The 22,013-nt window shown below is 40.2% G+C and carries 32 protein-coding genes; 6 read left to right on the top strand and 26 right to left on the bottom strand.

Annotated elements, in window-relative coordinates:
- Nucleotides 1-208: 208 nt before the first annotated feature.
- The 23 genes from ACSZOX_RS04245 to ACSZOX_RS04135 form a co-directional block, all read right to left on the bottom strand.
- Nucleotides 209-1,531, bottom strand: coding sequence for a PcfJ domain-containing protein (locus ACSZOX_RS04245; protein WP_437918568.1), 1,323 nt, complete (start codon nt 1,529-1,531; stop codon nt 209-211).
- On the bottom strand, nt 1,528-1,878 hold the full coding sequence (locus ACSZOX_RS04240) for a Cas9 inhibitor AcrIIA9 family protein (protein ID WP_437918567.1): 351 nt from the start codon (nt 1,876-1,878) through the stop codon (nt 1,528-1,530). Before ACSZOX_RS04240 ends, ACSZOX_RS04245 begins: the two co-directional genes overlap by 4 nt.
- 78 nt (nt 1,879-1,956) lie before the next feature.
- Entirely contained in the window at nt 1,957-3,009 is a 1,053-nt protein-coding gene (locus tag ACSZOX_RS04235) for a nucleoid-associated protein (protein ID WP_437918566.1), read from the bottom strand.
- Nucleotides 3,010-3,018: 9 nt separating this feature from the next.
- On the bottom strand, nt 3,019-3,366 hold the full coding sequence (locus tag ACSZOX_RS04230; RefSeq protein WP_437918565.1) for a hypothetical protein: 348 nt from the start codon (nt 3,364-3,366) through the stop codon (nt 3,019-3,021).
- 508 nt (nt 3,367-3,874) lie between these two features.
- Entirely contained in the window at nt 3,875-4,618 is a 744-nt protein-coding gene (locus ACSZOX_RS04225; RefSeq protein ID WP_437918564.1) for a hypothetical protein, read from the bottom strand.
- 2 nt (nt 4,619-4,620) lie between these two features.
- Complete coding sequence (gene dnaN / locus ACSZOX_RS04220; RefSeq protein ID WP_437918563.1) at nt 4,621-5,709, bottom strand: DNA polymerase III subunit beta; 1,089 nt, start codon at nt 5,707-5,709, stop codon at nt 4,621-4,623.
- Nucleotides 5,710-5,744: 35 nt separating this feature from the next.
- Nucleotides 5,745-5,960 carry a hypothetical protein gene (locus ACSZOX_RS04215; protein WP_437918562.1) on the bottom strand — a complete coding sequence of 72 codons (216 nt, stop codon included), beginning with the start codon at nt 5,958-5,960 and terminating at the stop codon, nt 5,745-5,747.
- A 61-nt stretch (nt 5,961-6,021) separates the two neighbouring features.
- Nucleotides 6,022-6,216, bottom strand: a complete 195-nt coding sequence (locus tag ACSZOX_RS04210; RefSeq protein WP_437918561.1) for a hypothetical protein — start codon at nt 6,214-6,216, stop codon at nt 6,022-6,024.
- Between the two features lie 425 nt (nt 6,217-6,641).
- Complete coding sequence (locus tag ACSZOX_RS04205) at nt 6,642-7,106, bottom strand: hypothetical protein (RefSeq protein WP_437918560.1); 465 nt, start codon at nt 7,104-7,106, stop codon at nt 6,642-6,644.
- Nucleotides 7,107-7,248: 142 nt separating this feature from the next.
- Nucleotides 7,249-8,667 carry a replicative DNA helicase gene (gene dnaB, locus ACSZOX_RS04200; protein ID WP_437918559.1) on the bottom strand — a complete coding sequence of 473 codons (1,419 nt, stop codon included), beginning with the start codon at nt 8,665-8,667 and terminating at the stop codon, nt 7,249-7,251.
- On the bottom strand, nt 8,660-9,457 hold the full coding sequence (locus tag ACSZOX_RS04195) for a DUF7833 domain-containing protein (protein ID WP_437918558.1): 798 nt from the start codon (nt 9,455-9,457) through the stop codon (nt 8,660-8,662). Before ACSZOX_RS04195 ends, dnaB begins: the two co-directional genes overlap by 8 nt.
- A 12-nt stretch (nt 9,458-9,469) precedes the next feature.
- On the bottom strand, nt 9,470-9,865 hold the full coding sequence (locus tag ACSZOX_RS04190; RefSeq protein ID WP_437918557.1) for a hypothetical protein: 396 nt from the start codon (nt 9,863-9,865) through the stop codon (nt 9,470-9,472).
- Nucleotides 9,862-10,212 (bottom strand): hypothetical protein, encoded by a 351-nt coding sequence (locus ACSZOX_RS04185; RefSeq protein WP_437918556.1) that lies wholly within the window; start codon nt 10,210-10,212, stop codon nt 9,862-9,864. Before ACSZOX_RS04185 ends, ACSZOX_RS04190 begins: the two co-directional genes overlap by 4 nt.
- A gap of 106 nt (nt 10,213-10,318) precedes the next feature.
- The gene (locus ACSZOX_RS04180) at nt 10,319-10,678 is read right to left on the bottom strand and encodes a hypothetical protein (protein WP_437918555.1); all 360 of its coding nucleotides are present in this window, start codon (nt 10,676-10,678) and stop codon (nt 10,319-10,321) included.
- Nucleotides 10,641-11,363: an MBL fold metallo-hydrolase gene (locus ACSZOX_RS04175; RefSeq protein ID WP_437918554.1), complete on the bottom strand. Its 723-nt coding sequence runs from the start codon at nt 11,361-11,363 to the stop codon at nt 10,641-10,643. The genes ACSZOX_RS04180 and ACSZOX_RS04175 overlap by 38 nt, the downstream gene beginning before the upstream one ends.
- On the bottom strand, nt 11,363-12,271 hold the full coding sequence (locus tag ACSZOX_RS04170) for a recombinase RecT (protein WP_437918553.1): 909 nt from the start codon (nt 12,269-12,271) through the stop codon (nt 11,363-11,365). The genes ACSZOX_RS04175 and ACSZOX_RS04170 overlap by 1 nt, the downstream gene beginning before the upstream one ends.
- Before the next feature lie 5 nt (nt 12,272-12,276).
- Entirely contained in the window at nt 12,277-12,627 is a 351-nt protein-coding gene (locus tag ACSZOX_RS04165) for a hypothetical protein (protein ID WP_437918552.1), read from the bottom strand.
- On the bottom strand, nt 12,627-14,615 hold the full coding sequence (locus ACSZOX_RS04160; RefSeq protein WP_437918551.1) for an AAA family ATPase: 1,989 nt from the start codon (nt 14,613-14,615) through the stop codon (nt 12,627-12,629). Before ACSZOX_RS04160 ends, ACSZOX_RS04165 begins: the two co-directional genes overlap by 1 nt.
- 5 nt (nt 14,616-14,620) lie before the next feature.
- A complete protein-coding gene (locus tag ACSZOX_RS04155; RefSeq protein WP_437918550.1) occupies nt 14,621-14,872 on the bottom strand; it encodes a hypothetical protein in 252 nt (83 codons plus the stop codon).
- Nucleotides 14,865-15,149, bottom strand: coding sequence for a hypothetical protein (locus ACSZOX_RS04150; protein ID WP_437918549.1), 285 nt, complete (start codon nt 15,147-15,149; stop codon nt 14,865-14,867). The genes ACSZOX_RS04155 and ACSZOX_RS04150 overlap by 8 nt, the downstream gene beginning before the upstream one ends.
- Nucleotides 15,150-15,288: 139 nt before the next feature.
- Complete coding sequence (locus tag ACSZOX_RS04145; RefSeq protein ID WP_437918548.1) at nt 15,289-15,591, bottom strand: hypothetical protein; 303 nt, start codon at nt 15,589-15,591, stop codon at nt 15,289-15,291.
- A gap of 2 nt (nt 15,592-15,593) precedes the next feature.
- A complete protein-coding gene (locus ACSZOX_RS04140; protein ID WP_437918547.1) occupies nt 15,594-15,836 on the bottom strand; it encodes a hypothetical protein in 243 nt (80 codons plus the stop codon).
- A 20-nt stretch (nt 15,837-15,856) separates the two neighbouring features.
- On the bottom strand, nt 15,857-16,438 hold the full coding sequence (locus ACSZOX_RS04135; RefSeq protein ID WP_437918546.1) for a response regulator transcription factor: 582 nt from the start codon (nt 16,436-16,438) through the stop codon (nt 15,857-15,859).
- Nucleotides 16,439-16,679: 241 nt separating this feature from the next.
- On the opposite strand from ACSZOX_RS04135, the gene ACSZOX_RS04130 reads away from it, so the two are divergent.
- Entirely contained in the window at nt 16,680-17,045 is a 366-nt protein-coding gene (locus ACSZOX_RS04130; protein WP_437918545.1) for a hypothetical protein, read from the top strand.
- Nucleotides 17,046-17,057: 12 nt separating this feature from the next.
- On the opposite strand, the gene ACSZOX_RS04125 is transcribed toward ACSZOX_RS04130, so the two are convergent.
- Nucleotides 17,058-17,294, bottom strand: coding sequence for a hypothetical protein (locus ACSZOX_RS04125; protein WP_437918544.1), 237 nt, complete (start codon nt 17,292-17,294; stop codon nt 17,058-17,060).
- 70 nt (nt 17,295-17,364) lie between these two features.
- Here ACSZOX_RS04125 and ACSZOX_RS04120 point away from each other — a divergent pair, with 70 nt between their 5' ends.
- The 5 genes from ACSZOX_RS04120 to ACSZOX_RS04100 are packed head-to-tail and all read left to right on the top strand — an operon-like array spanning nt 17,365 to nt 19,588.
- Complete coding sequence (locus ACSZOX_RS04120) at nt 17,365-17,994, top strand: LexA family transcriptional regulator (RefSeq protein WP_437918543.1); 630 nt, start codon at nt 17,365-17,367, stop codon at nt 17,992-17,994.
- Nucleotides 17,995-17,997: 3 nt separating this feature from the next.
- Nucleotides 17,998-18,468, top strand: a complete 471-nt coding sequence (locus ACSZOX_RS04115) for a hypothetical protein (protein WP_437918542.1) — start codon at nt 17,998-18,000, stop codon at nt 18,466-18,468.
- Nucleotides 18,465-18,863 carry a hypothetical protein gene (locus ACSZOX_RS04110; RefSeq protein ID WP_437918541.1) on the top strand — a complete coding sequence of 133 codons (399 nt, stop codon included), beginning with the start codon at nt 18,465-18,467 and terminating at the stop codon, nt 18,861-18,863. Before ACSZOX_RS04115 ends, ACSZOX_RS04110 begins: the two co-directional genes overlap by 4 nt.
- Nucleotides 18,864-18,894: 31 nt before the next feature.
- The gene (locus tag ACSZOX_RS04105) at nt 18,895-19,272 is read left to right on the top strand and encodes a hypothetical protein (protein WP_437918540.1); all 378 of its coding nucleotides are present in this window, start codon (nt 18,895-18,897) and stop codon (nt 19,270-19,272) included.
- A complete protein-coding gene (locus ACSZOX_RS04100) occupies nt 19,262-19,588 on the top strand; it encodes a helix-turn-helix domain-containing protein (protein ID WP_437918539.1) in 327 nt (108 codons plus the stop codon). The genes ACSZOX_RS04105 and ACSZOX_RS04100 overlap by 11 nt, the downstream gene beginning before the upstream one ends.
- A 169-nt stretch (nt 19,589-19,757) precedes the next feature.
- Here the strand turns inward: ACSZOX_RS04100 and ACSZOX_RS04095 are convergent, their stop codons facing one another.
- A complete protein-coding gene (locus tag ACSZOX_RS04095; RefSeq protein WP_437918538.1) occupies nt 19,758-20,639 on the bottom strand; it encodes an OmpA/MotB family protein in 882 nt (293 codons plus the stop codon).
- A gap of 316 nt (nt 20,640-20,955) precedes the next feature.
- Entirely contained in the window at nt 20,956-21,933 is a 978-nt protein-coding gene (locus ACSZOX_RS04090) for an endonuclease/exonuclease/phosphatase family protein (RefSeq protein WP_437918536.1), read from the bottom strand.
- Nucleotides 21,934-22,013 lie beyond the last annotated feature (80 nt).

Raw genomic sequence — 22,013 nt, 5'->3', positions numbered from 1 at the left:
AAACATCCACTGGATAGTACTTAGCCTCGGCCTCCCATTCTTCATAACATTGCTGACAATAGGCACTGTTCAGTACGCCGATATACATAAAGTTCCCAGTGGCGGAATTACAGCTGTCACATATTCCTAAGCCACCAAGTTTTGTTATCTGAGAAAGGGTGACGGGAACAACCCGCCATCCTTGCCTCGTTTTGATTTCTTTCATACCCTACCCCGCATTCTTTTGCTCGCCTTGCATACGCTGCGCGATTTGATACATATTCCTGTTTACTAGGTCAACGATAGCGTCGTGGTACTTTGTGGCCTCGTTATGTTTTCCGCGTGATTGGGTAACGTTCATCGAATTCAGATTAACCTCAACAGTTTCCACTGGGATCTCTTTGAAAGAAGCGGACATCACAAGTGTATTGCCTTTATTGTAATACCGATTGGTGTAAACGCAATGTCCGTGAAAATCCCCTTCCAGCTTAAACTCTTCAATCGACTCCAGAACTTTCACGTGAAGATCTCCTTTTGAAAACTGCAACCCAAAGAAATGCCCCTTAAGTTGTTCAAATTTCTGACGATCTTCCATCATTCTCTTTTCCTCTCTTTCGCGTTGCTGAATTTTCCATAAACGATTCCTCTCTTTAGCCAACCGTTCTTCCTCTTTTCTCTTTTTAGCCACCATGCGCTGATGGTCCCTAAACAGTGTTGGTGAGCAGACGAACTTCGGGTTCCTCAAGTCCTTCCCTGCCTCCTCCAACAAATCTAGATGATCCAACCAGACACCCCCATCCGCTACGTAGTACTTGTGCCGGATCGCAATTTTTATAGATGACCAGTGTTTAAGTATTTTACTCGGTTGGTCCCCGCATTTATTAAACAGAGAATATTGCTTTGCTTTCAAAATGGTTTCTGCCCTAGAGTCAAGGGGCAGTATCCTAGATGCCGTAAAGAAGCTCAACCCTCTCAACTCGTGGTTAATGCCGTACTTGGTGTATTCTTGCTTGAATTGTGATTTCGGATGAAACTTGTAAGGACACGGGTTGTAAATATGCCACTGCCAATCGCTAGGCTTACGAATTTCTAAACGCCCACTTGTTGGATCTCCCTGGCCCATATTCCTCGCTCTAGCAACAAACTCAATCTTATCATGGTCATTGGGGATAAATTGCATTATCGTTTCTAAACTTGACACACAAGGTTTTTTATTCATCCTGTGGTTAGAGTTTATAATGAACAACCTAATCACTTGATAATCGCCTAGTAGTTCGGCAAAACCAACGTAGTAGGATTGATGATACTTTCGGATAGCTCTTTCCTTAATTTCAAGACGAACCTTGCAGCTAGGGCATTTTATTGTTTTTCGTTTAACAAATTTTCGTTCATGCACTTCTCCGCAATTCGTACACCAGTATCTTTTTTTTGTAGCAAAAGCATAATGATCATTGCATTCCTTTTGTGCCCATTGCTCAATGTCCTTATTTATTTTTAGGACAATCTTGCTCAGATCATACACTTCCTTTTGTCTTTTCGTCCTTGGTTTCATAGCTCAAATAGTGACGATTGGTGAACGGATGGAGTTGCCTTTTTCTTTGGTTTTGCTACGGGGGCTTTTTCAGCTGGATCGGCGGAACCATGATCCATGGCCACCCCCTGAACTTTACCGGTATCCTTGATCGAGTCCTCGTCATAGTAATGGACCGCCCAACCAAAAACCTCGGCATCCTTAACCATATTAGCGCCTTTCTTCTTAGCTTCGGACATGATATAATTCATGCAGCCATCGATACTCTTATTTTTCTTTTTTAGTGTTTCAGCAAAGAGAGTATCCTTTGCCGCCATCGCCTGGAGATGGCTTTCAATTGCTTCTTTAGCTTCTGCTGATGCTTTCATTTTGTTTTGATTTTGCGTGATAATATTGTGTTACTTGATAGGTGGGGTTACCGACATTGATGTCGGTAACCCCATACCCTACCCCTCGTTTTCGAAATAAACCTTGTAGAAGCTCATTCCCTTCTCATCATCAAACCCTCTCTCCAGAATATCTCTTGTGCCGAGCAGAATGATCTGGGCATTTTTATCAAGCTTGATAACCTTTTTGAAAGAAGACTGCATTTTCTTTACTGCAGATGACGAGATATCAAAACTATCTTCGATAGAAGTCTCGAATTCGTTTTCAAAATCCTTTTTATAATCCAGAAACATACCGATAGCCTGCTCATTGGAGAATACCTCTTCGCCAAATTCTTCCTGGTCGAAGGTTTCTTTCTTTTTGAAGTAGTCTACCGTTTTATTGAGCAAGGCAGACTTATCTGAAAGATCAATGTGGAAGGTCTCGTCCATCTTGTCCATCACGAAACTCTTGGCGACTTTCAAAATATTTGCTGTACGCTGATAGTTATCGTTTCTTGCCATAACTTTCAGAAAATCATCCTTCCAGTATACAGCTTCATTTACAGATTTTGACTCCGTGATCAGAACCTTATACCCCTCTTCTGCTTCCGTGTTAACGATGATAACACCTTTATCCAGGATATCAATATTGATGGTCTCCTCAATATGGCTAAATTCAAACCCCTGTTGTTTTGGATGTATCTTTAGGACGGGATTCTTATTCTCGGTTTTGAAAATTCCGATCGCATCGTGAACCTCCCCTTCCATCTGTACATTTTCAAAATGCACGACATGGAATTCGCCGGACTTTATCTTTGGGTGCTCCGAGATATCATACAAATACTTCGCTAATTGTTCCGATAGCTGCCCTAAATCAGTGATACCCTCAAAAAATTGCGTAACATAATTGTAAACCTCATTCAATGAGAAATCATTCTGGTGATGGAGACGATAAACCTCGTTTATTTTCTGAAAAGGTTTTGTATAGTATTTCATTAGAAGATCCGGCAGAACCTCATCTGACTTCAGATCTATTGGAAGATCGGAAAGAACATAAAACTCATCCTGTGATTTATTACCTACCCGGTGCACGAACACCGCTTTTATATTTGCATCCTGATGAAAAAACATAATTCGATTTTAAATAAAAATTTGACCTTTAACTCTTGCTTCCGATTGAATCTCATGTATACGCGTGATCCAGCGATTACATTCTTCCAGCCCGGATAGCTGCACCGCTACCGAATAGCCCTTGCTTTTGAAATCCACATGATCAGGACGGCGAAAATCAACTTTCATATCCGAAATAATAGGCAATCGGTAGACTGCCTGTTTGCCGGTGTCCTGAAGAAGTATATATCTCGTCTTATCGAACACCCACCCAAGAACCTCCAGCTCTTCGTTGCGGACCAGGTCGGGGAGAGATGGTGCCAGAATCTGATTGAAGATCGCTTTGGTTATCTTTGCTTTTCTTATTTCTACTACCATGGTTAACTTATTAAAATAATTGATACTGACCTTTTTCGGCTACCCGTGCACTCCTATCGTATTCTTCTTGTGATATTAATTCGATGCAATCCATATCTAGGCTTTCAAAAGTGTATTTGGTATTCTTCAGGTCGACATATGCTTTTATGAAGTCCCCAAGAGCGTAATAATCTATATCACCGTTTACCTCAAAGCTCTCGATCACTTCAGGTGTAAAAATAACCTGATGCGCCCCTGATACAACCCCGACATTCCCCTCAAAAGGACCTTTAATATCCTTACCTTTTCTCCTATATCCACAAAGGACAATTGTTTAAAAATTGCTTCAGATATTACTTTGACCTCGACAAGATCATACCGAATAACATCCCCTAACCAGTACCCCATTTTCCTGGGACATCTATCAATTCGAACATCAACCATCTTTCTGTCTTTATGATAATGGACTATTGTTCCTTTCACGAACCTTCTCATTAGAAACTTGCCATTTCTAGGCAATAGCTGCACCCTAGACCCCACTTTCATTATCGAAATCCTCCTTTCTTATCACCACACGCTCGTTCGACGGAAAGTAGGTGTTGGTGTTCTGTCTGGTGAGCCATTCGTTGAACTCTGCAAGTTTGGCCAAGAACGCATCAGATGGCTCCCAGTCTTCGTGAACTACCTCATAACTCGATGTCAAATCTTCGATATCAATCTCTGAAAATGAACTTTTGACGCAGGTTACAAGCATGAGTTCCGAAACATCGATCTCGTTTTCTTCGCAGTAATCAATAATGTCCCCGATATCAAAGAAATACTGGTTATCTGAGTTATAAAGAAACAATGGCTTTTTACCATCATATCCAACTATAGGTAGCTTCTCCCATTTCTCCCGAACAGCAGATGAGATACATGCATCACATTTTTTGACGTAGTCATATGGCTTCTTAAACTCAACACCGCATTTTTCACAGTTCCGATGGGTGATATATTTATCGATCGAGAAATGTGGCACCGGCGTAAGATTGATTGTTTTGCCGTCCACTTCGATACAATCAACTTCAACCGTTCCTTTTTTGATTGGAAGGTCCGCAGCTGTGACCTTCCTTTCCTTACTCCATATAGTATAGATGCCTTTATTTGTTAACTCCTTGTATTTCCAAGGTTTTTTAGAGTCTTGAAAACCGTTTTTCTTTAATAATACAAACCGTTCCGTTCCTGGCAGGCCTTGCCACCAGTCTATATGCGGACCTTCATCGTAAGCTCCCACGTCTAGTCAAGCATTAAAGGCATGGTCAAACCCAAATATTCGACTTCACCCTCCGGCCTGATGACCACTGGCCGATTCGGAGAAGTGAGTTCCATCTTGGCATTCTCGGTGTCGATAGAATTTAGCGCATCGATAACTTTTACTCCGCTCAGCATGATCCGTATATCTTCACCGTAAAACGTTCCGGAAACGGATTCTTCCGCACGTGTGTTGAAGTCTATATCTTCAGAACTGATCGATATACCCTTAGTGGAAAAATCCATCTTAACGGAATGACTTGTTCTATTCGCCAATATCAATGACCTTTTAATCGCAGCGATCATATTCGCGCGGTTTATCAAAGCATAATTGGACGATTCTTTAGGTATAACTCCTGAATAATCGACATATTTTCCCTCGCCGAGACGACAATACAGCTGGGCATTGGTGAAGCTTAGGAAGATATAATTCTCCGAATACGAAATATGAACTTCTTCACCATCTGCATATGATTTGATGATAGTTGCGGACTTTGGATCCAGCAATATGGAGAAATTATCTTCCACTTCAACATCAGTCTTGTGTTCATAAAGATTATTGGAGTCGCACCCCACAAAGATGACCTTGCGGTCCTCGACCCTGAACAGCAAATAATCAAGCACTCTCATACTATCACGAGCAACACCCAAAATCGTTTTCGTGATCCCTTCGTATAAGACGGAAGAATCTATACTAAATGTTTTGGACTCTTTGAGCTCAGGTAGATTCGGATAGTCTTTAGCGTCCGACACGGGAATTTCGAAAACGCCGACCGAAGCGATTAGCTTCACTCTCTTACCGGAAAGTGCAAGTTCCACCATAGGGTCTTTCAGCGTTTTAAGGATCCCAAGCAGTTTTTTGCCGTCAAGACAAACCGCGCCGTCCTGGTCGCCTTCTACACCAATCTCTTTGACCAACGTGTTCTGCTGATCGGAAGAAGTCAGGCAAAGACTAGATCCCTTGAGATCAAACTTTACCTCTCCGAAAATCGGAATGACCGATCTCAGGTTAACAATTGCAGTCGACTCCTGGAGCGTAGACACTAAATCTTTTGTTGTTGCTTTGAATTTCATTTTGCGTTTTACTTTTGTGTTACAGATTTGATTGATTAATCGGGAAATTGGATTTCGAGTTGCGCGGGGTCCTTTGCGGTCAAGGCATTCGACTTGCGGTCAAGGCATTCGATAGCAGCTACAGCCACGGTTGCAACCTGAATAAGTTCCGCCCGATGGTTTGAGATTCCTTTAGGGCTTTCCATATCATCCTCTAAGAGCGACTTATGCACTTCTCCCACCTCTTCCCCTAGGATTGTCCCCCAAACCATTGGATGATGATTTTGAACACCCCATTTAGCGTCTTGACGAAGTCTTTCGTCTTTGATTTGTTTAAAAATTTGTTCCATTGTCTGAACTTTTTGCGTGTTTTATATTTTGGGTCGCAACGAGCAACCCGTTTTCTATTATTTTAAATCCTTCTTTCAGTTCTTCTATCACCTGGTGATAAAGAGCATCCTCACATTCCGGAAACTCAAAATTCTTGATCCGGAAATAGAGATTGTTGAGCTTGTCTTGGTCTGTCATTTTTAATAGATTTTGGGATCGGTTTTACAATCTCCAGCTCAAGCACCTTCGCAGCCCAATCCATACACTCACGACATAAACCGAGGCCGGGATTTTTGATGCTATCATACTGTTGATAACACACTAAGCCTTTTTTTTTACACTTGAAACACTGGAAAGGATCAAGGATCCATCTATGCGAATTTTCATCCAAATACGACTTCCTGATACATTCAGCGCAGATACAGAAATTTGCAAAACATATATTGAATCCTTTTGCGACATCATGGCCATACCCTCCTATATTTTCGTTCTTCGTATCGCCCCAGCAGCAAAACAACTGTCCCGTCGTGCTCTTGTCTCGGCTACGCTTGACGTCATCAAGACCGAAATCCGAAAATTTGGGTGTCTGCTTTGTTTGCGTCATATCTATATGCTGAAGATTGCTATTGATTTCTGTTACTGGATTTAAGGAAAGACTCCTTTAGCCGTTCTCTTTGCCCATGCTCCACTGGAAAGTTTTTCTTCTGCCAGTCAAATCGCTTATATTCATGATTGGCGAATCCCAGAGGATCAAAAGATGTGGGCACCTGCTCGTATTCTATCCATTCCTCTGCAGTATATTCTTTGAAATCGTTAGGGAGACTGAAATGCTGTTTATTGGGCCATCCTCCCGCTTCCAGTTTATAAATCCCGACACCAAAGTGATTAGCGATGCAGAAAACCTGTTTATTTCCTGTTTCAGGTTCCTGGTACGTTATCTCGATCGCAGGAACCTGAGAGGTTCTCAATTCCATTACTTCGAAGTTATACCAATACAGCGGCTTATCTTTTTCTGCCTCTACCCGAACTGTTCCAAAGCGGACCTCTACCGGAGTTCCTTGCCATTGATAATTTTGATTTTCATTCATTATTTGCGTGAATTATTTGTGTTACTAAATTTCTTTTTTAAGTGCTTCCAGGTTATCAGTTATGTAATCTTTCAGATCTCCAAATACTTTTCCCTTTGTGTTGGCCAAATGGCATTAATGATTCGTCATTCATATATATCGTCTAAAATGGTTCGTCTCCAAAATTGGAATTTGGCTGTAATGCTGATGAAGAAAAACCTTCCGAAAAGCTATCGTTTGAAGCTTCTAGATCAGCGAATTTCATCATAGCGCCGTTGAATTTAAGTACTGCAGTATCAAGAGACCCGTGCCTATTTTTAGCAATTATCGACTCGCAGATACCTAGTGTTGGTCGTCCCTCTTCATCTTCTTCAATCCCATAATATTCTGGTCGAAATAGAAACATTACCATATCAGCATCCTGCTCTATTGCCCCCGATTCGCGCAGATCAGATAACATTGGGCGTTTCATGCTCCCCGGCCTAGACTCCACAGCCCTGCTCAATTGAGATAATGCGATAACAGGAATATCCAACTCTTTGGCTATAGCCTTTAAGCCCCTTGAAATACTTGATATTTCCTGCTCGCGGTTCCCTGACTTACCCTCACGATCTCCCCGCATTAACTGTAGGTAATCAACTACCAACCAACCAATACCATACTTATGCTTTAACCTAATTGCTTTTGACCGTAACATCTGGATAGGTAATGCAGGTGTATCATCTATGTAGATATTTGACTTCATAAGAGAATTTATTCTGCTATGAAGCATCTGCCACTCATGATCGGATAAATTTCGTTTCTTGAATTTCTCCAAGTAAATCTCGGTCTCAGCGGAAACCATTCTGTCAACTAACTGCTCTTTGGACATTTCCAGAGAAAAAATTGCACCTGCCTTCTGTCCATCTATCGCAGCATTCCGAGCTAGATTCAGTACGAAAGCAGTTTTTCCCATACCTGGACGTGCAGCTATAATAATCAAATCAGAATCCTGCCACCCATTAGTCAATTGATCCACTTCTTTAAATCCACTGGTAATGCCTGTCAATCCATTTTCAACTGGTTTCTCATATAATTTTATTCGCTCACGGATAATATCATCAATTCGAGATGCCTGCTTACCCGCATTTACAGAGACTTTGTTGAAAATATCGGAACTAAGATTATCATACAGATCAAATACATCGCTAGCACCCTCATAAACGCTCTTAGCATATTCCTGACACAACACAATCAGCTCTCGCTCCAGATACTTCTGATTCAATATCAGCGAATACTCTTCAATGGATGTTGTACCGACAACACCATCAGTCAATTCCGTTAAATAGTAAGCTCCTCCGATAATTTCAAGCGTACCATCCTGTCTCAAAGAGTTGGTGACAGTTAGGAGATCAACCGGCTTATTTGCATCGCTTAAACTCCTGATAGCGTTGTAAATGCGCTGATGGGCCTCAACATAAAATGTTTCTGAACGAATAAAACTCGATATTTTGTAGAAAACATCTTTCTGCAGCATCAATGCCCCTAGGACAGCTTTTTCTATATCAATTGCTTGAGGAGGAAGAAATCCGATATTAGCCATGTTTCACCGCCCCCATCGGTTTCGCTCCCAAAATAAACCTATCAGGTTGATCATTTTTCTTCTTGTGAAGCACTTCTCCCGATTCAATCCGGATAGTCACCCAATTGGCAAAGTAGGATTTGAAATCCTTTTCGGTCATTTTTTCCTTCCCCTGGGCAAGGCAATGCGTACAGAATTTTTCAAACCATTTTCCGACGTCGTTTGGCTCGATGGAATTCTTCATGCCTACTTGATCAAACCAGGTCTGTGCATGCTCGAATTTTTGTTTTAATTTTTCTATCGGATGCTCTCCGATATTTGATAAATCGATAGGTGTTCTGTTTGATTTTTCACCATCGTCGACGTCGGAACCATAATACGACGTAGGAGTATTATTTTTACTTTCTATTTTACTTTCTATTTCTATTTGCCTTTGTGTTTGGGTTTCTTTTGGGTTTTCCGACTTATTACGCGTTGGGTTTTGTTTGGGTTTTGTTTGGGTTTTCGGACGACCTCCCTTAGAACCGTTTGAACGGTTTTTATTTATAAGATCTATCCGTTTACCACAAGACGGAATCGTCCAAAAATCACCTTTTTTTTGAGCCTTCATAGAAAGTATCTTCTCGACCGTTTGAACATCCGAATTGGTATATCTAGCAAGCATATCAATACTATAAGCTATACGGTTCTCGCTTGTATAGGCTAAGTCGATAAGGTCTCTATAAACGCCACGCTCAGCTGCCGTCATAAACATGACGTCCGGGTCTGAAATAAAATCTTTTGGGTACCATGTATATCCTAAACTTGCCATGTATAGTTACTTTTAATGTGTTTGGTATTTACTCTGTTCGAATTCCACTTTCTTCCAGGAAAGAACCGACCGTAATGCTTCAATTGAATGTGAGAGATTACGGATATACCGCTCATTGAGCGTCATGTAATAAATTTCCTGACTGGCCAATCCAGCGAAAAGCATTTTCTTGTCCGTAGCGGACAACTTTGCGTGTTCAGGCTTCTGTACAAGCTCCGACAACTTCTGATTGTACAACTGCTCAGCCAAGGCGTTAGCATATGTAGCCGTCGCCTGAAGGGCGCAAAGCTCCATCAGTTTTCCTGTTACCTCATCGGGATTATCCCTGTCTATTTCCTGCTCGATAGCTCTGCCTATCTGCTCACTGATCTCCTGGAGATGGGAAGCTGTTGCTGGTTGGTTGTTCATGATTCGTTGAGCTGGGATAGTTTATTTATTCTATCAATGTATCCCTGTATTCCTTTCACGGTATTTCGGTTGCGAGGGTAATCATACGGCCTCCGTAATGCAGGATCCAGCTCATGATTGTAGCCTTCACGGATAGCGTTACGATAAGCGACAAGTAGATCATAGGTTAAGAAGCCCCGATCCTCCGTCACCAAGTCGGATTTCTCTAGCGCGACAGTCATATACCAATCGTAATCAAGCTTCTTGTAAGTCTTTGGAACAGGTCGCAGAAACGTAATCGTTTCCTCTAGAGTAAACTCAACCTCCCGTTCCCTTTTATATACGTCGTTTTCTTTAACTGTGATCATTTTTTAGAATTATAGGTCCAACAAATACAACACTTGTAACGTCCTGTAATATCTTTATAATGGTTGTGCATTGCCTTGCAATGCTTGCACCACATCATCAGACTACTCATTTCCATTTTCCTTTTACGAGATTCCAGTCACGTCCGGAACTCCATGCATAATTCAAATAAATCCGTGTAGGACTAATTATTGATAAGGTCTGGTAGTAATGCATCCCATCATGATCACCCATGTAGAATACGTATTTCCCTTCTACCACTCCCATGTACTTCAATGGTCGAGAAAAGAATCCCAATAAGCTTGTCTTCTCCCCTGTTTCTATCTTTTTTTCCCCAACAAAAATTGTCTCGGCTTCAAACTTTATTACATCATTGGGCCCTGCAATAAAACCTTCCCCCTGTTGAGCTGAAAATATGACGTTATTTATTCTAGAAAGGCGTTTTGTTAAATTCGATTTCCATTCCATTTTCAGCGATATGAACGTTTGCCCCGGTCCTTGCCCGGATCTTGTTCTTAAAATCCACCGCATGGCTATTTCTGTCAGATAGGTGAATCAATACGATATTGTTTACTTTACTGAGGTCATTGGCCTGAAGAAACTCTTCACAGGTTTCTATACTCATATGAGACTTTAAAATACGGTCACGCAGGAATTTTGGATCATTACGTTCATCGATGATATCCTCGCCATAATTCGCTTCTACAATCATATTACTCATGTTAGGAAAAGTATAAGGGCAATAAATGGTATCCGTAAGAAAAGGAAAGAATCCCGTATCCGGATGATGAATTAAGAAGCATACACATGGAACATCGTGGCGAACAGGCATAGCTAGTACTTTGAAATTTCCCACATTGTAGGTTGCCGAAGCTAAAAGATGATGAACACGATGACCTACCAAGTTCCTGGCCTCAGCTGTTTCCTTCAAACAATAGACATCGATACCGGCTTTCAGCACCTCCTTAGCATGTGCCGCATGATCTAAATGCTCATGTGTGATCAGGCAACCCGAAACCTTGCCGATGTTGAAATCCAAGGCAGCTTTCACCGCCTTGAAATTACATCCGGCCTCTATCAGCAATGCTTCGTTCTCGTCGTGCACGATGTAAGCATTGCCTTTGGAACCACTTCCAATGACCTTTAACTTCATTAGAATGGTGCCGTTACAGGTTTAGAATTCTGTTGATCAGCAATTGGCTGTTGTTTGGGAACCTGAGGATCTAATTCACCTGTTTCCTCATCGACAACAACATGGGCTTCCTCGAAAACAACAGCTTTAGAGTTCGCTTGCTCTCTAATCTCATGTTTCACTTCAGTTTTAGCTTTATCGACGCTAGATTTCAAGATAGACGAATCGTCTGAAGAACCTGATTCAATTTTCAGTGCACGTGAAATAACCGTCTTTTCCGCCATCTGGTCAGGAAAATTCTTGTGCGCCGGCGAATTTCCTTTAGACCCACCCATTCCCCATGAGGTTTGTATCTGACCGATGGTCATGATCTCTGTGTCCGTAGTACCATCGTTATACGAAACGATAGCATAAGCACCGACAATTTTGTTCATATCGATATTGGTAAGCTTTTGCTCATGTTTGAGCACCTTCTTACGACCTGAATTAGCATCCACCTCGTACTCAAATATATCATCTTTGTATACAGTGACTGCATTCACTTCTTTAACATTTGCCACACGTTTGGCTAAAGCGATGTCACCGATATAAGATTGATCAAATTGAAGCCTGTCTCCATAAACGACAAAATATCCTTGGTTTTTCGCAACAGACAGGCCACTTGTAACCATGTCCATAAAAGCGTTAGCAATACTGGGCTGTGTACAAACATCCAGTGCCGGTCTACCACTTTTGTCCGTGGTATCTTGAAGAATCAACCATGCGGCACGTACTGCATTCTCCGGGATATAATTTGGAGGCAGAACGAGCTCACCTGTTGCCTGGATAGACGATATACGAGACAATACATTGTCCAATGTCGCCTGTGTAAATTTCTTGACAGCGTTATTTTGCGTTGTCGCTGCCGGTGTTTGATTTTCGTTGCTCATTTGTGTTACTTAATTGATTTTAAAAAATTGTTAATAGGCTTTCCAAGTTCCATTTCAATAGAAGCACCTTCGGCTTTATTGATGGCATCAATACAGAACTTAAGCTTCTCTTCTTTAGTGAATTTCGTGGGCTCTTTTTCGACTATACCCACGGCTATTTTTAGAGCTTCAAGCATGTCAGGAACGGCCGATATTAATTGAGCGTCCTCTACTTTATAGATTGATTCAGCAATTAGATATCCCCCATAATGCACAATATCACTATGACCTGTTCTATCAGGAAATCCGAAGCCATCATTTGTGACGACTGCCCCTCCAGTTTTACCAATTGTCCATTTACCTCTCGAATACCTCATTACGCTACCCTCAGTTTTTTGTCACCTTCAGAAACAACCAAACGAATCACCTGTGAATTGACTTCGGATAGCTGCGTAATGCTTTCGGCATTATCGACAAATATTGGAGCCCACATCTTGTAATACCTGCTCAAGGCATTGATGATATCCAGACCTGCATTGATACGGCCTGCATTGTTCAGATCGGAGTAAGGAACACCGCCAGCCATCGTCTCACAGACTTCCTTTTCACCTCCGTTCTCTTGCACTTCAAACATCTTAAAAGTGACGTAGGCAAATAAACCGTTGATCCGTTTTTCAACTTCTTCAATCTTCTTACGTATGAACGACTCAATTGTAAATTCTTGACCTTCTAAAGAGGCCAATTCCTGCACCATACGTTTCTCTTCTATCTCCAGATGCTTAATCCGTTCTTTGTTAGAGGTAATTACCTCTTCTTTTGCAAGTTCCTTCTGTAATAATTGAATTTCATCGTTGAGAACAACTTTCTTCGCTTGTAGATCAGAGATGTCGACCTGAGGAGATTGGGGAAGGGATTCTTTCAATTCGGCCAATGCTTTGGTCAAAAGTTTGTATTGCTCGTTTGTCTCTAAGAGATCCTCCAAAAATGATACTGGTTTATCCTGCGTATTATCAAACTCCTCCAGTTTCGCTTTCAACACTTCAACGGTCGAATTAATCTGTAATATTTCCCCTAAATATTCGATTCCCTGAAGACGTTCAATCTCCTCTTTAATTTTCTTACCGGATTCAGCGATAATGACCATCTCCTGACCGATACGATTAACACGAGCGGTTTGGTTGGTCGCAAAGTTTTGCTGAAGCTCAAGCTTCTTGGCCTCTATATCATCAGCATCAAATAAGCGAGCGCAAGTAGGACACGAAAAACATGAATCGTCAAACTCCAATTTTCGTTTGCTTTCTGCATCTTTTTGCTGATTAAGAGATAACCATTTTTCCCGCTTTTCATCAGCCTCAGCGGTAAGGCGCTTGATTTCATTCTGACGTCTATCATGTTGCGATTCTATTTGTTTAAGCGATTCTTGGTTACTGGTTAATTCTCTGACAATATGAGCACGCGCCGACTGACGTTCACTATCCGCATTGTTTAACTGCGATTTTGATTCACGAACGATAGCATCAATATCTTGTTGTGTACTGAAGATGAGGTTCTGGTGCTCACGAATCAATTCCTGCTGAGACTCTACGGCCTTATTCCGATCCAGCATCATTTGATCAAGACCTCTGATCTCGGCTTGCTTGGTTTCGATATCTCGACGGATCAAAGCAGCATCACCGTCAATAACAGGCATATTATTATGGACCTCCGAAATCTTGACAGGGATAGTCGCAAGTTCGTCCTTCATTTTTTTTCGTTGAGCAGCAATCTGCTTCTTAAAATCTTCCAAAGTTTTGCCATTCGTCAGGCTCGCCAATAATGCCTGAAACTTAGCATCGGAACCAGCGACATCATGATCTGAAACATCACCGGCCATATCGAACAAGATTTCTCGCTTTTCCTTCCAGGGAAGATCATTGAAGTAAGCAGGATTGGATATCAGCTTGAATACCTTCTCATCGATCAACTTAGATACACGCTTGCTAAATTCGCTAAGGCTAACCGGCACCCCATCCCAAAAGAAAGCCTGTTCGTTTCCTTCTCTAGTTGCTTCTTCAGCACCTCGTTTCTTGGTCCACTTCTCACGATAGATTCTCTTGATGACCAGTTCCGACCCATCAGCGATGATAGTTGCTTCCACCTCATGATCCTGGCGATTAAGAGAAACATCAACGGTATTCTTAATATTAAAGTCCTTCCTATCGGTTGACTCCTTGCCGAAAAACAACCACATAAAAGCGTCGAATACAGTGGTTTTACCTGTAGCATTGTCACCAAAGATATTGGTTACCAACTCTTCAAACTTAATGGCTTGTTCTTTGATTCCCTTAAAATTCTTAATAAGCAGAGATTTGATAATGATTTTCATTTGTTTTATTTGTTATTTGGGTTAATGATTTCTTTTGCTTCCTCAATCAGTTCATTCATAGCCTTGGATTCCAATACCTCCTGAAGCTTTGAACAGTCCACAGCTATGATATACATACTCAATGGTGCTAGGCTTTCTAAATATTGCCGACGTATATATTCGGTCCACTCGTTAAATCCTTCCATCGGGTTGTTTTTATTGTATTCAAGTGGATAAAGAGATTTCTGCACGCCTGGCGCAACTTTATGTTTACGCATGCTCTACCTCCATATTTAAAACTTCATACTTTTTGAATGCCTCATCAAGACCTTCCAAGTCTGTGTTACCTGAAAGCAGTATTCCGTGGGAATAATAAACTGCCTCGGCCTTGCCCTCCTGATAGAAATAGAGGTCGATACACTTTTTTGATATTCTGATATTAACATTTGCTACGCCAGATTCATTGATATCAAGTGTTCGCGATAGCGATAACATAGCGATTTCATCAAAAGATCCACATTTGTCGAAACCGTGATTTTTAGTTAGATTTGCCATAACTTTTGGGTGTTTATTTGCGTGAATGCTCATTTGTGTTACTTAAGAGGGAGCCAGTTATTTGCGTGACGGCCCCCTCGTCTTTTTGAGTTGTGAGATTTATGATTGCGTGACAGTTCATTTTACTCTTTGTTAGATGCTACTTAAAGTTTTTAAGCATTTCGTTCCAATGCTCGGTGGTTAAGCCAAACTTTCCGATCTCTATACCTGTTTTTTTCGCTAATTCAGACAATTCCTTGATTTTAGTCGCGTGTTGCTTTAAGGCCTGCTTCTCCTGCTGCTTGTACATTCTTATTACAAGCCTAAGAACCCTCTCTTTTCTAGAGGCCTCCTCCTCTATCTTTTCTTTCGGTGTTTTCCTTTTCAGCTGCGCACGTAACCTTTCAAGCTCCGCCTGTTGCTGGACGATCTGTTTGGCCAACTGCAAGATGGCCTGCTCCATGACTACGCGGTTCGCTTGATTTCGATAACCGGTGTTTCTTCCTTACCAACCTTTACCTTGATCTTTTTTGTTTCAAACTTGAGGTCAGGATATCGGATCGGCATTCGAGCCGATATCTCACCTCTTACAGTGGAAGCGCTACGCATATCAACGTGTATCGTCGCACCTACTTCCATCTCCAACAATTTGTCCGTCCAAGACTTTCTTGGAGCCGTCTGCATAACTTTTACTTGCGTGGTATTCATTTGTGTTACTATTTTAATTTTTATATTATTCCTTTTTTTCCTGCCCAAATTGCCATTTTAGGTTTACTGTCAACATCTTTACCAATCTTCTCGCGAATATTGATGATATGCGAATTAACCGTCTCTGTGCTAATGTTTAGTCTATCCGCAATGATTTTATTATCCTCTCTGATGAGTCTAAGCACATCCATCTCCCTCTTAGATATCACCCCGTTCGCTACCTTGATTGCCTGACATAGCTTACCCTCATATTTACATTCTCCCCTAAGCTTACAGGGAACATACTCTGACGGATGAACAATGCCATTCTCATCAATATCCGGCTCGTCATCAAGTCCTCCAAAACGACAAGCAATATATCTGTACTCATACATCTCCGGCAACAGGTTTTCCCAACTTGCCAAAGCCTTCAAGGCTTCCGGGTAGTGAAGCATATCATTCTGCACAATCTCCATAATCCGTGGATCAAAATCAGGCCATTCCTTAGTACAACCACCATAGCTTAGATATAATTTTCCACCCTCCTTGAAGAAGTCCGCAGCTTTATCAATCATGCCTGCATAAGGCTTTTTTAATGTTTCTGTTGTACCCTTACTTTCCATATTATTGGGGATTTATCCAATTGCCACTTATTAATATTTTTGTACTAAATATTAATGATCATCATTTTTTGATTATCTTCGTTTAGCATCACGATACAAATATGCTTACATATTTTGAAAGTACAAACGTTTTTACATTCATTTTTTGTAAGTGTCTAATATTCAGTTAGAAAATTTTATAAATAGAGCAATGCTCTAATAACACAAACGGGGCTGATCGAAAAGTCTGAAAAAAAATTATATGGAGCTAAAGGAGTTTATAAAAGAGGCAGTGGTACAAATCGTCAATGGCGTCGAAGATGCCAGAAAAGAACTTGCGGACGTGGATGTCTTGATCAACCCTTGTATCAATGAACGTGGTGCTGTGGCCAACGAGGGAAACGCGGTTGGCGAAGGAGAACGGCAGCCGCAAAATATTGAAATAAATGTAGCGATCACGGTAGAGGGAGAAGGTTCAAACGCGAAAGGACTGAGTGTCTTTACAGGCTTCTTTGCTATCGGTGGACAATCCTCAAATAACGAAAGAACGTCAGCAGTCAACACCTTGAGGTTTAATGTCCCCATATCACTCCCTTATGAGAAAACGATCAGAAAACCTAAGCAGTAGATTATATGAAGCTTAGCGAGATTTTATATAAGGGTCTTGCGTCGGTTTACTCATGTCACGACCGAATTCTATTTTGACTTCTGTGTCGTTAGCAAGAGATTTTACGATATAGCGATACATGTTGATAAAATCGGCTAAAGGAAAGCGTGGCGAATGTTCTTTGTGAAGTTCTATCAAGCGAATTGCAAGTTCTTTGTCAGACATGTGTTGACTAGCGAGATTTTTGACAGCTTGTTCGGGTGTAGACATAATTAAAAATTTAAAATATAAATATACAAACATTTTTTGAAAGCACATGGTAATCGGACACACCAATAAAATGATTGATGCATACCTAAAAAGTAAGGGTATCAGCTCATATAGAGCTTCCAAAGACACTGGTCTGTCCGAACCCACGATTAATCGTTACAGAAAAGGAGAATCTAACCCAACAGATAATAATTTAAGAAAAATGTTTGAGACGTATACCGATCTCGAATCATTTATCAAAAAGGATTTAATCGTTGACGAACATGCAGATCATAACTCACAAATCCCCATGTACAACTTCCCTACTGCTGCCAGTGGCGTGGAAATGTACAATGATCCGAATGATGTAAAGGTTGTCGGTTACTTGTCCATTCCTGGTGCACAAAAAGGATCTTTTGCTTTACCGGTTCATGGCCATAGCATGTACCCGACATTAGAAAGTGGCTCTTGGTGTATTGTTCGTCCGATAGAAGAAAAGACGGAAATCATGTGGGGAGAAATATATTATATTGAATGGTCTGACTACAGGGTATTTAAGCGGTTATTAGAAGGAGACAAAGAGGATGAGGTGATTCTTTGGTCCGACAACCAAACCGAAAAGATAGGTGATCGGGCGAAATATTCCAAGATCGTGATCAAAAAAAATAAAATCAGAAAACTTTGTTTATTAACTGAAATATTAAAAAAACCAAATTATTAGAAAATGAAAACACTACCATTAATTGGGATATTAGCAGTTTTTACGAGTTTACTTTCATGCAGTGAAAGCAACGAGAATAGGATAAAGTCTTCTGTAAAACAATACATATCAGAGAACACCAACGACCCTTCTTCTTATGAAGAAGTAAGTTGGTCAAAAATTGACACCGTATTTGAGCCATTTAGTAAAACACAAGAAGCTAAAGAAATGCAAGATCGCATGGCGACTTTATTAAAAAAAAGTAAAAAGACTTTTGAAGAAGAAAAAGAATTAATAAATATTCAAATGGTCTATGATTACAAAAAAGGTACCCGTAAAACAGGAGGTAGAATTGAGTCTTACGAGATCATCCACAAAATGAGAGGTAAGAATGCATTTGGAGCTTTAGTTCTGTCTGATGTTAAATTTAGTATTGACACTACTTTCAAAGTTATTAAAGCAGAAAATTTAGGCCTACCAAAAATTGAGGAATGAAGCATTTAATATTAATGGTATGCGCAGCCGCGATATTTTCTTGTTCAAAAAAGGACGAAAGTCTAAAAAATCCTATTGATTACACTTTAAAGATCGAAAAAGGTCATGGCGGAGTTTTTGTAGGAGCTAATCGATCTAACTCGAATTTTACAGTAACCTTCACAAACAAAGCAACTGGATTTGCTCAATCAACAGCAGTTATGGGATTTTCAGATCTAAAATATACTCCCAACTGTCAATATACAGATAAGAGAATAATGGCAATATCTCTACCAGCAGGCGATTATACAGTCAAAGTTGAAAATAATATACACACAGAAGCCCCTTGGGGATGGGATATTACTGTTGAAGAAGGAAAATGTATGGGTGTAAATGCATTTGGAACAGCCTGGTAATATGACACTTAAAAATAAACTTACAGATATTATGCATCGAGCAACGTTCTCGATGCTCAACAAACCATTCCCAACAACTCATTTAGATCCGGAACATGATCCAAATAGCCAGAATGTAGATTTTATTATAGATGAAAGAGAATTCACAATAAACCTGAAGATTTACGAAGACACATTCGACACGCTGGCCAAACAATTTGGAACTGAGAGGGACTACGAAAAACTGATGTTTTTCTACCAGCTTGCAATGATGCAGTCAAACAATATAGCGACACTTAAACGGACGGAGCGATATATGACCGAGAAAGAGCTATCGGCATACTACGGAACCTTAAAAAGGCAACAAGAAGCCTTCGATTTCAATCAGGAAGATTTCCAAGAATATATCAATAAAAATCATGAAAACTAACGATATTTTTAAAAAGATTAGAGAAGAGGCTGGTTTAAGCCAGGTCCAACTAGCAGAAATCTGCGAGACTACGCAAGGCACAATATCACATATTGAAAAATCGATAAATAGCAATCCTTCATATGACATCGTATCGAAGTATATCACCGAAATTGGCGCCAACCCTATATTCATGTTCGGCTTGGATCCTTTAGCCCCACCTATTATCCACCCAACGATTATGATGGCGCGGATGTCAACAGCTAAATCATCCACCCCGAAGGTTGAGGTAATTAGAGACCTACAGGATATCATTAATCGGATAAGAAGTTTATAAAAAAGCACCAAAAACAGCACCTAATAATACCCTATAACAATGTCAAAAAAGGCCCCTAGACACAATTTAACGAGTGTCGTAAATAAATCGGTGAGTTCGACCCCCGCCGAGGACACAAAAAAGGTAGCTGTTTTACAGCTACCTTTTTTATTTATAAATCTTTTTTTCGTTAAAATCCCGAAGAAGATTCAGTTGCCGACTCAGGAGCTTTGTCGATTAACTCCATGAATTGATCAAGTTTCGGCGTAATAATAATTTGCGTACGACGGTTACGCGCTTTGCCATCCGGTGTATTATTTTCAGCAACAGGATTATATTGTCCACGGCCTCCTGCTGTTAAACGTTTTGGATCTACACCATACTGATTTTGCAAAGCTTGAACAACTGAAGAAGCACGTAAAGCACTCAAATCCCAGTTATTTCTAATATTCGTTTTAGCGATAGGATCTGTATCTGTATTACCTTCAATCAATACTTCGTAATCTCTGTAATCCTGAATAATTTTGGCAATTTTACTTAATGTTTCGCCTGCTTGATCCGAAATCTCGTAACTACCAGACTTATACAGCATATTATCAGACAACGATATATATACCACACCTTTCAAAACTTTCACATCTACGTCACGAAGCTCTTCGCGACTCAACGATCTTGTCAAATTATTTGTCAACACCACATTAAGTGAATCGCTTTTATTTTTTGTATTCACAAGATGCTGTATATATTTATTGGAAGCGTTAATTTCATCCACCAGCTTGGAAATATTAGCGTTTCCTTGACTGTTTTGATTTATACTAAGATCCAACGAGCCTTGTAAACGACCTAATGCTTCCTTTAAAGAAGCATTATTCTTTCTTTCGTACTCCAATTGATCTTCCAAACTCTTTATTTTTGCTCTGCTTTCAGCCAAGTCCAATTGTCCTTTTTGGTATTGCTCAGCTAAGTCTCGATGTTGGGTCTGTAAAGCTGTATATTTTTTATTGCTTACACAGCTCGCCAGAAAAATACCCGACATTAAGATTCCCATTGTGATTATTCTTCTATTTGTCATATTACAACAATTTATACTTATAAAGATACAAAAGTAATGCCTAAACGAGTTGCGGCTATTTACTAATAATTGTTAAAATTTAGCGCATGTCGCAAGTCCTCATTATCGCCCCATATTAAATAAACTTTAGGCATTACTTACCCCCTTCTCTAAACAAAAATAAGACTTAATCCGGGGAGAATTAAGTCTTATTTTAATCTAACCAATTATTAACCTAAATTATAAATGCTAACAATTGTTCAATTTTACACCAAAATCATACGCTCAAATCTCTTGACTTTAAACGCTATGAGTTTGGGCATAACACAGCATTATGCTATTCTTTTTTTCGCCATTGCAATGCGAGAGAGATAGCGCAGTGATCAGAAAGTGCCTGCCCACTGGTATTGGAAAACTGCTGCTTTTCAACTTTATACGAGCGCGGGATGAATTCTATTTTAGAGCTATTACGAAAAAATATTTTATCTATACTTTCACAGCTATCTGTAAGAGACAACTTCTCTTGAGGCACAAATGCTTTTTTTATTGCTGGAACATCTCCTTTTACAGCAATAAGCCATGCATCTTCCAACGTTGTCAGATACTTGAAATCACGAAGATTATCCCAAGACGCTGCATAATGCGCATTAAAATCACCCATAACGACGATAGGCTGATTTTTTGAATGCCTATTTATATACTCCGATAATTGCAAAAAATTCTTCCTTCGTGCAATTGCAGCATCATGATTATCTTGAGCGGTAGCATGTACATTGTAAACATCCATACTAACTTCTGTACTTAGTTGAATCCGAACAAAAGAAAACCCCTTCGCTGCTAAACAATCAGAGCCCGCGCAATCTTCCCATGGTAAACGACTCGATGCTATGATTGGATATTTAGAGAATGTATTCAGACCATCTCCATACGGTATACCGTTCTTATGCACTGTACGGTAAGGGTGATTGTTACCTCCTTGATACAATTCATTATGATAATGAAAATCTTCTTGTACATTAACGATATCAAAATTGTTCAGTCTTTTGGAAATCTCTGTTATACTCTCTTTCCGAGGCGTCGGTGCGGCAGAAATGAGTTCAGGGAGCCCTGCTATATTATAAGTGAGCAAAGAAATTTCACCTTGCATAGCTGGAATTTCAGCTACAGCTTTGTTATGAGCGACATTGTAGTGAAGGCCATAGCTAGCGGACTTACTCGTTTTCGTGAGGTAGATATAAGTACACAAAATCAATAAAATAACAAACCCTCTCCCCCAATTCCTTTTATTATTATGCCGAATAAGATACACGCTCATACAGGTAACTTCTTGATTTTCAACAAAGCTAAATCAATAATATTACGCCTTTGTAAAAAATCAATAAAGATTTCATTTCC

The sequence above is a fragment of the Sphingobacterium sp. LRF_L2 genome, from assembly GCF_965644235.1.
Lineage (GTDB): Bacteria > Bacteroidota > Bacteroidia > Sphingobacteriales > Sphingobacteriaceae > Sphingobacterium.
Note: the sequence above shows the minus strand (reverse complement) of the source record. Positions and strands in the feature narration are given on the sequence as shown.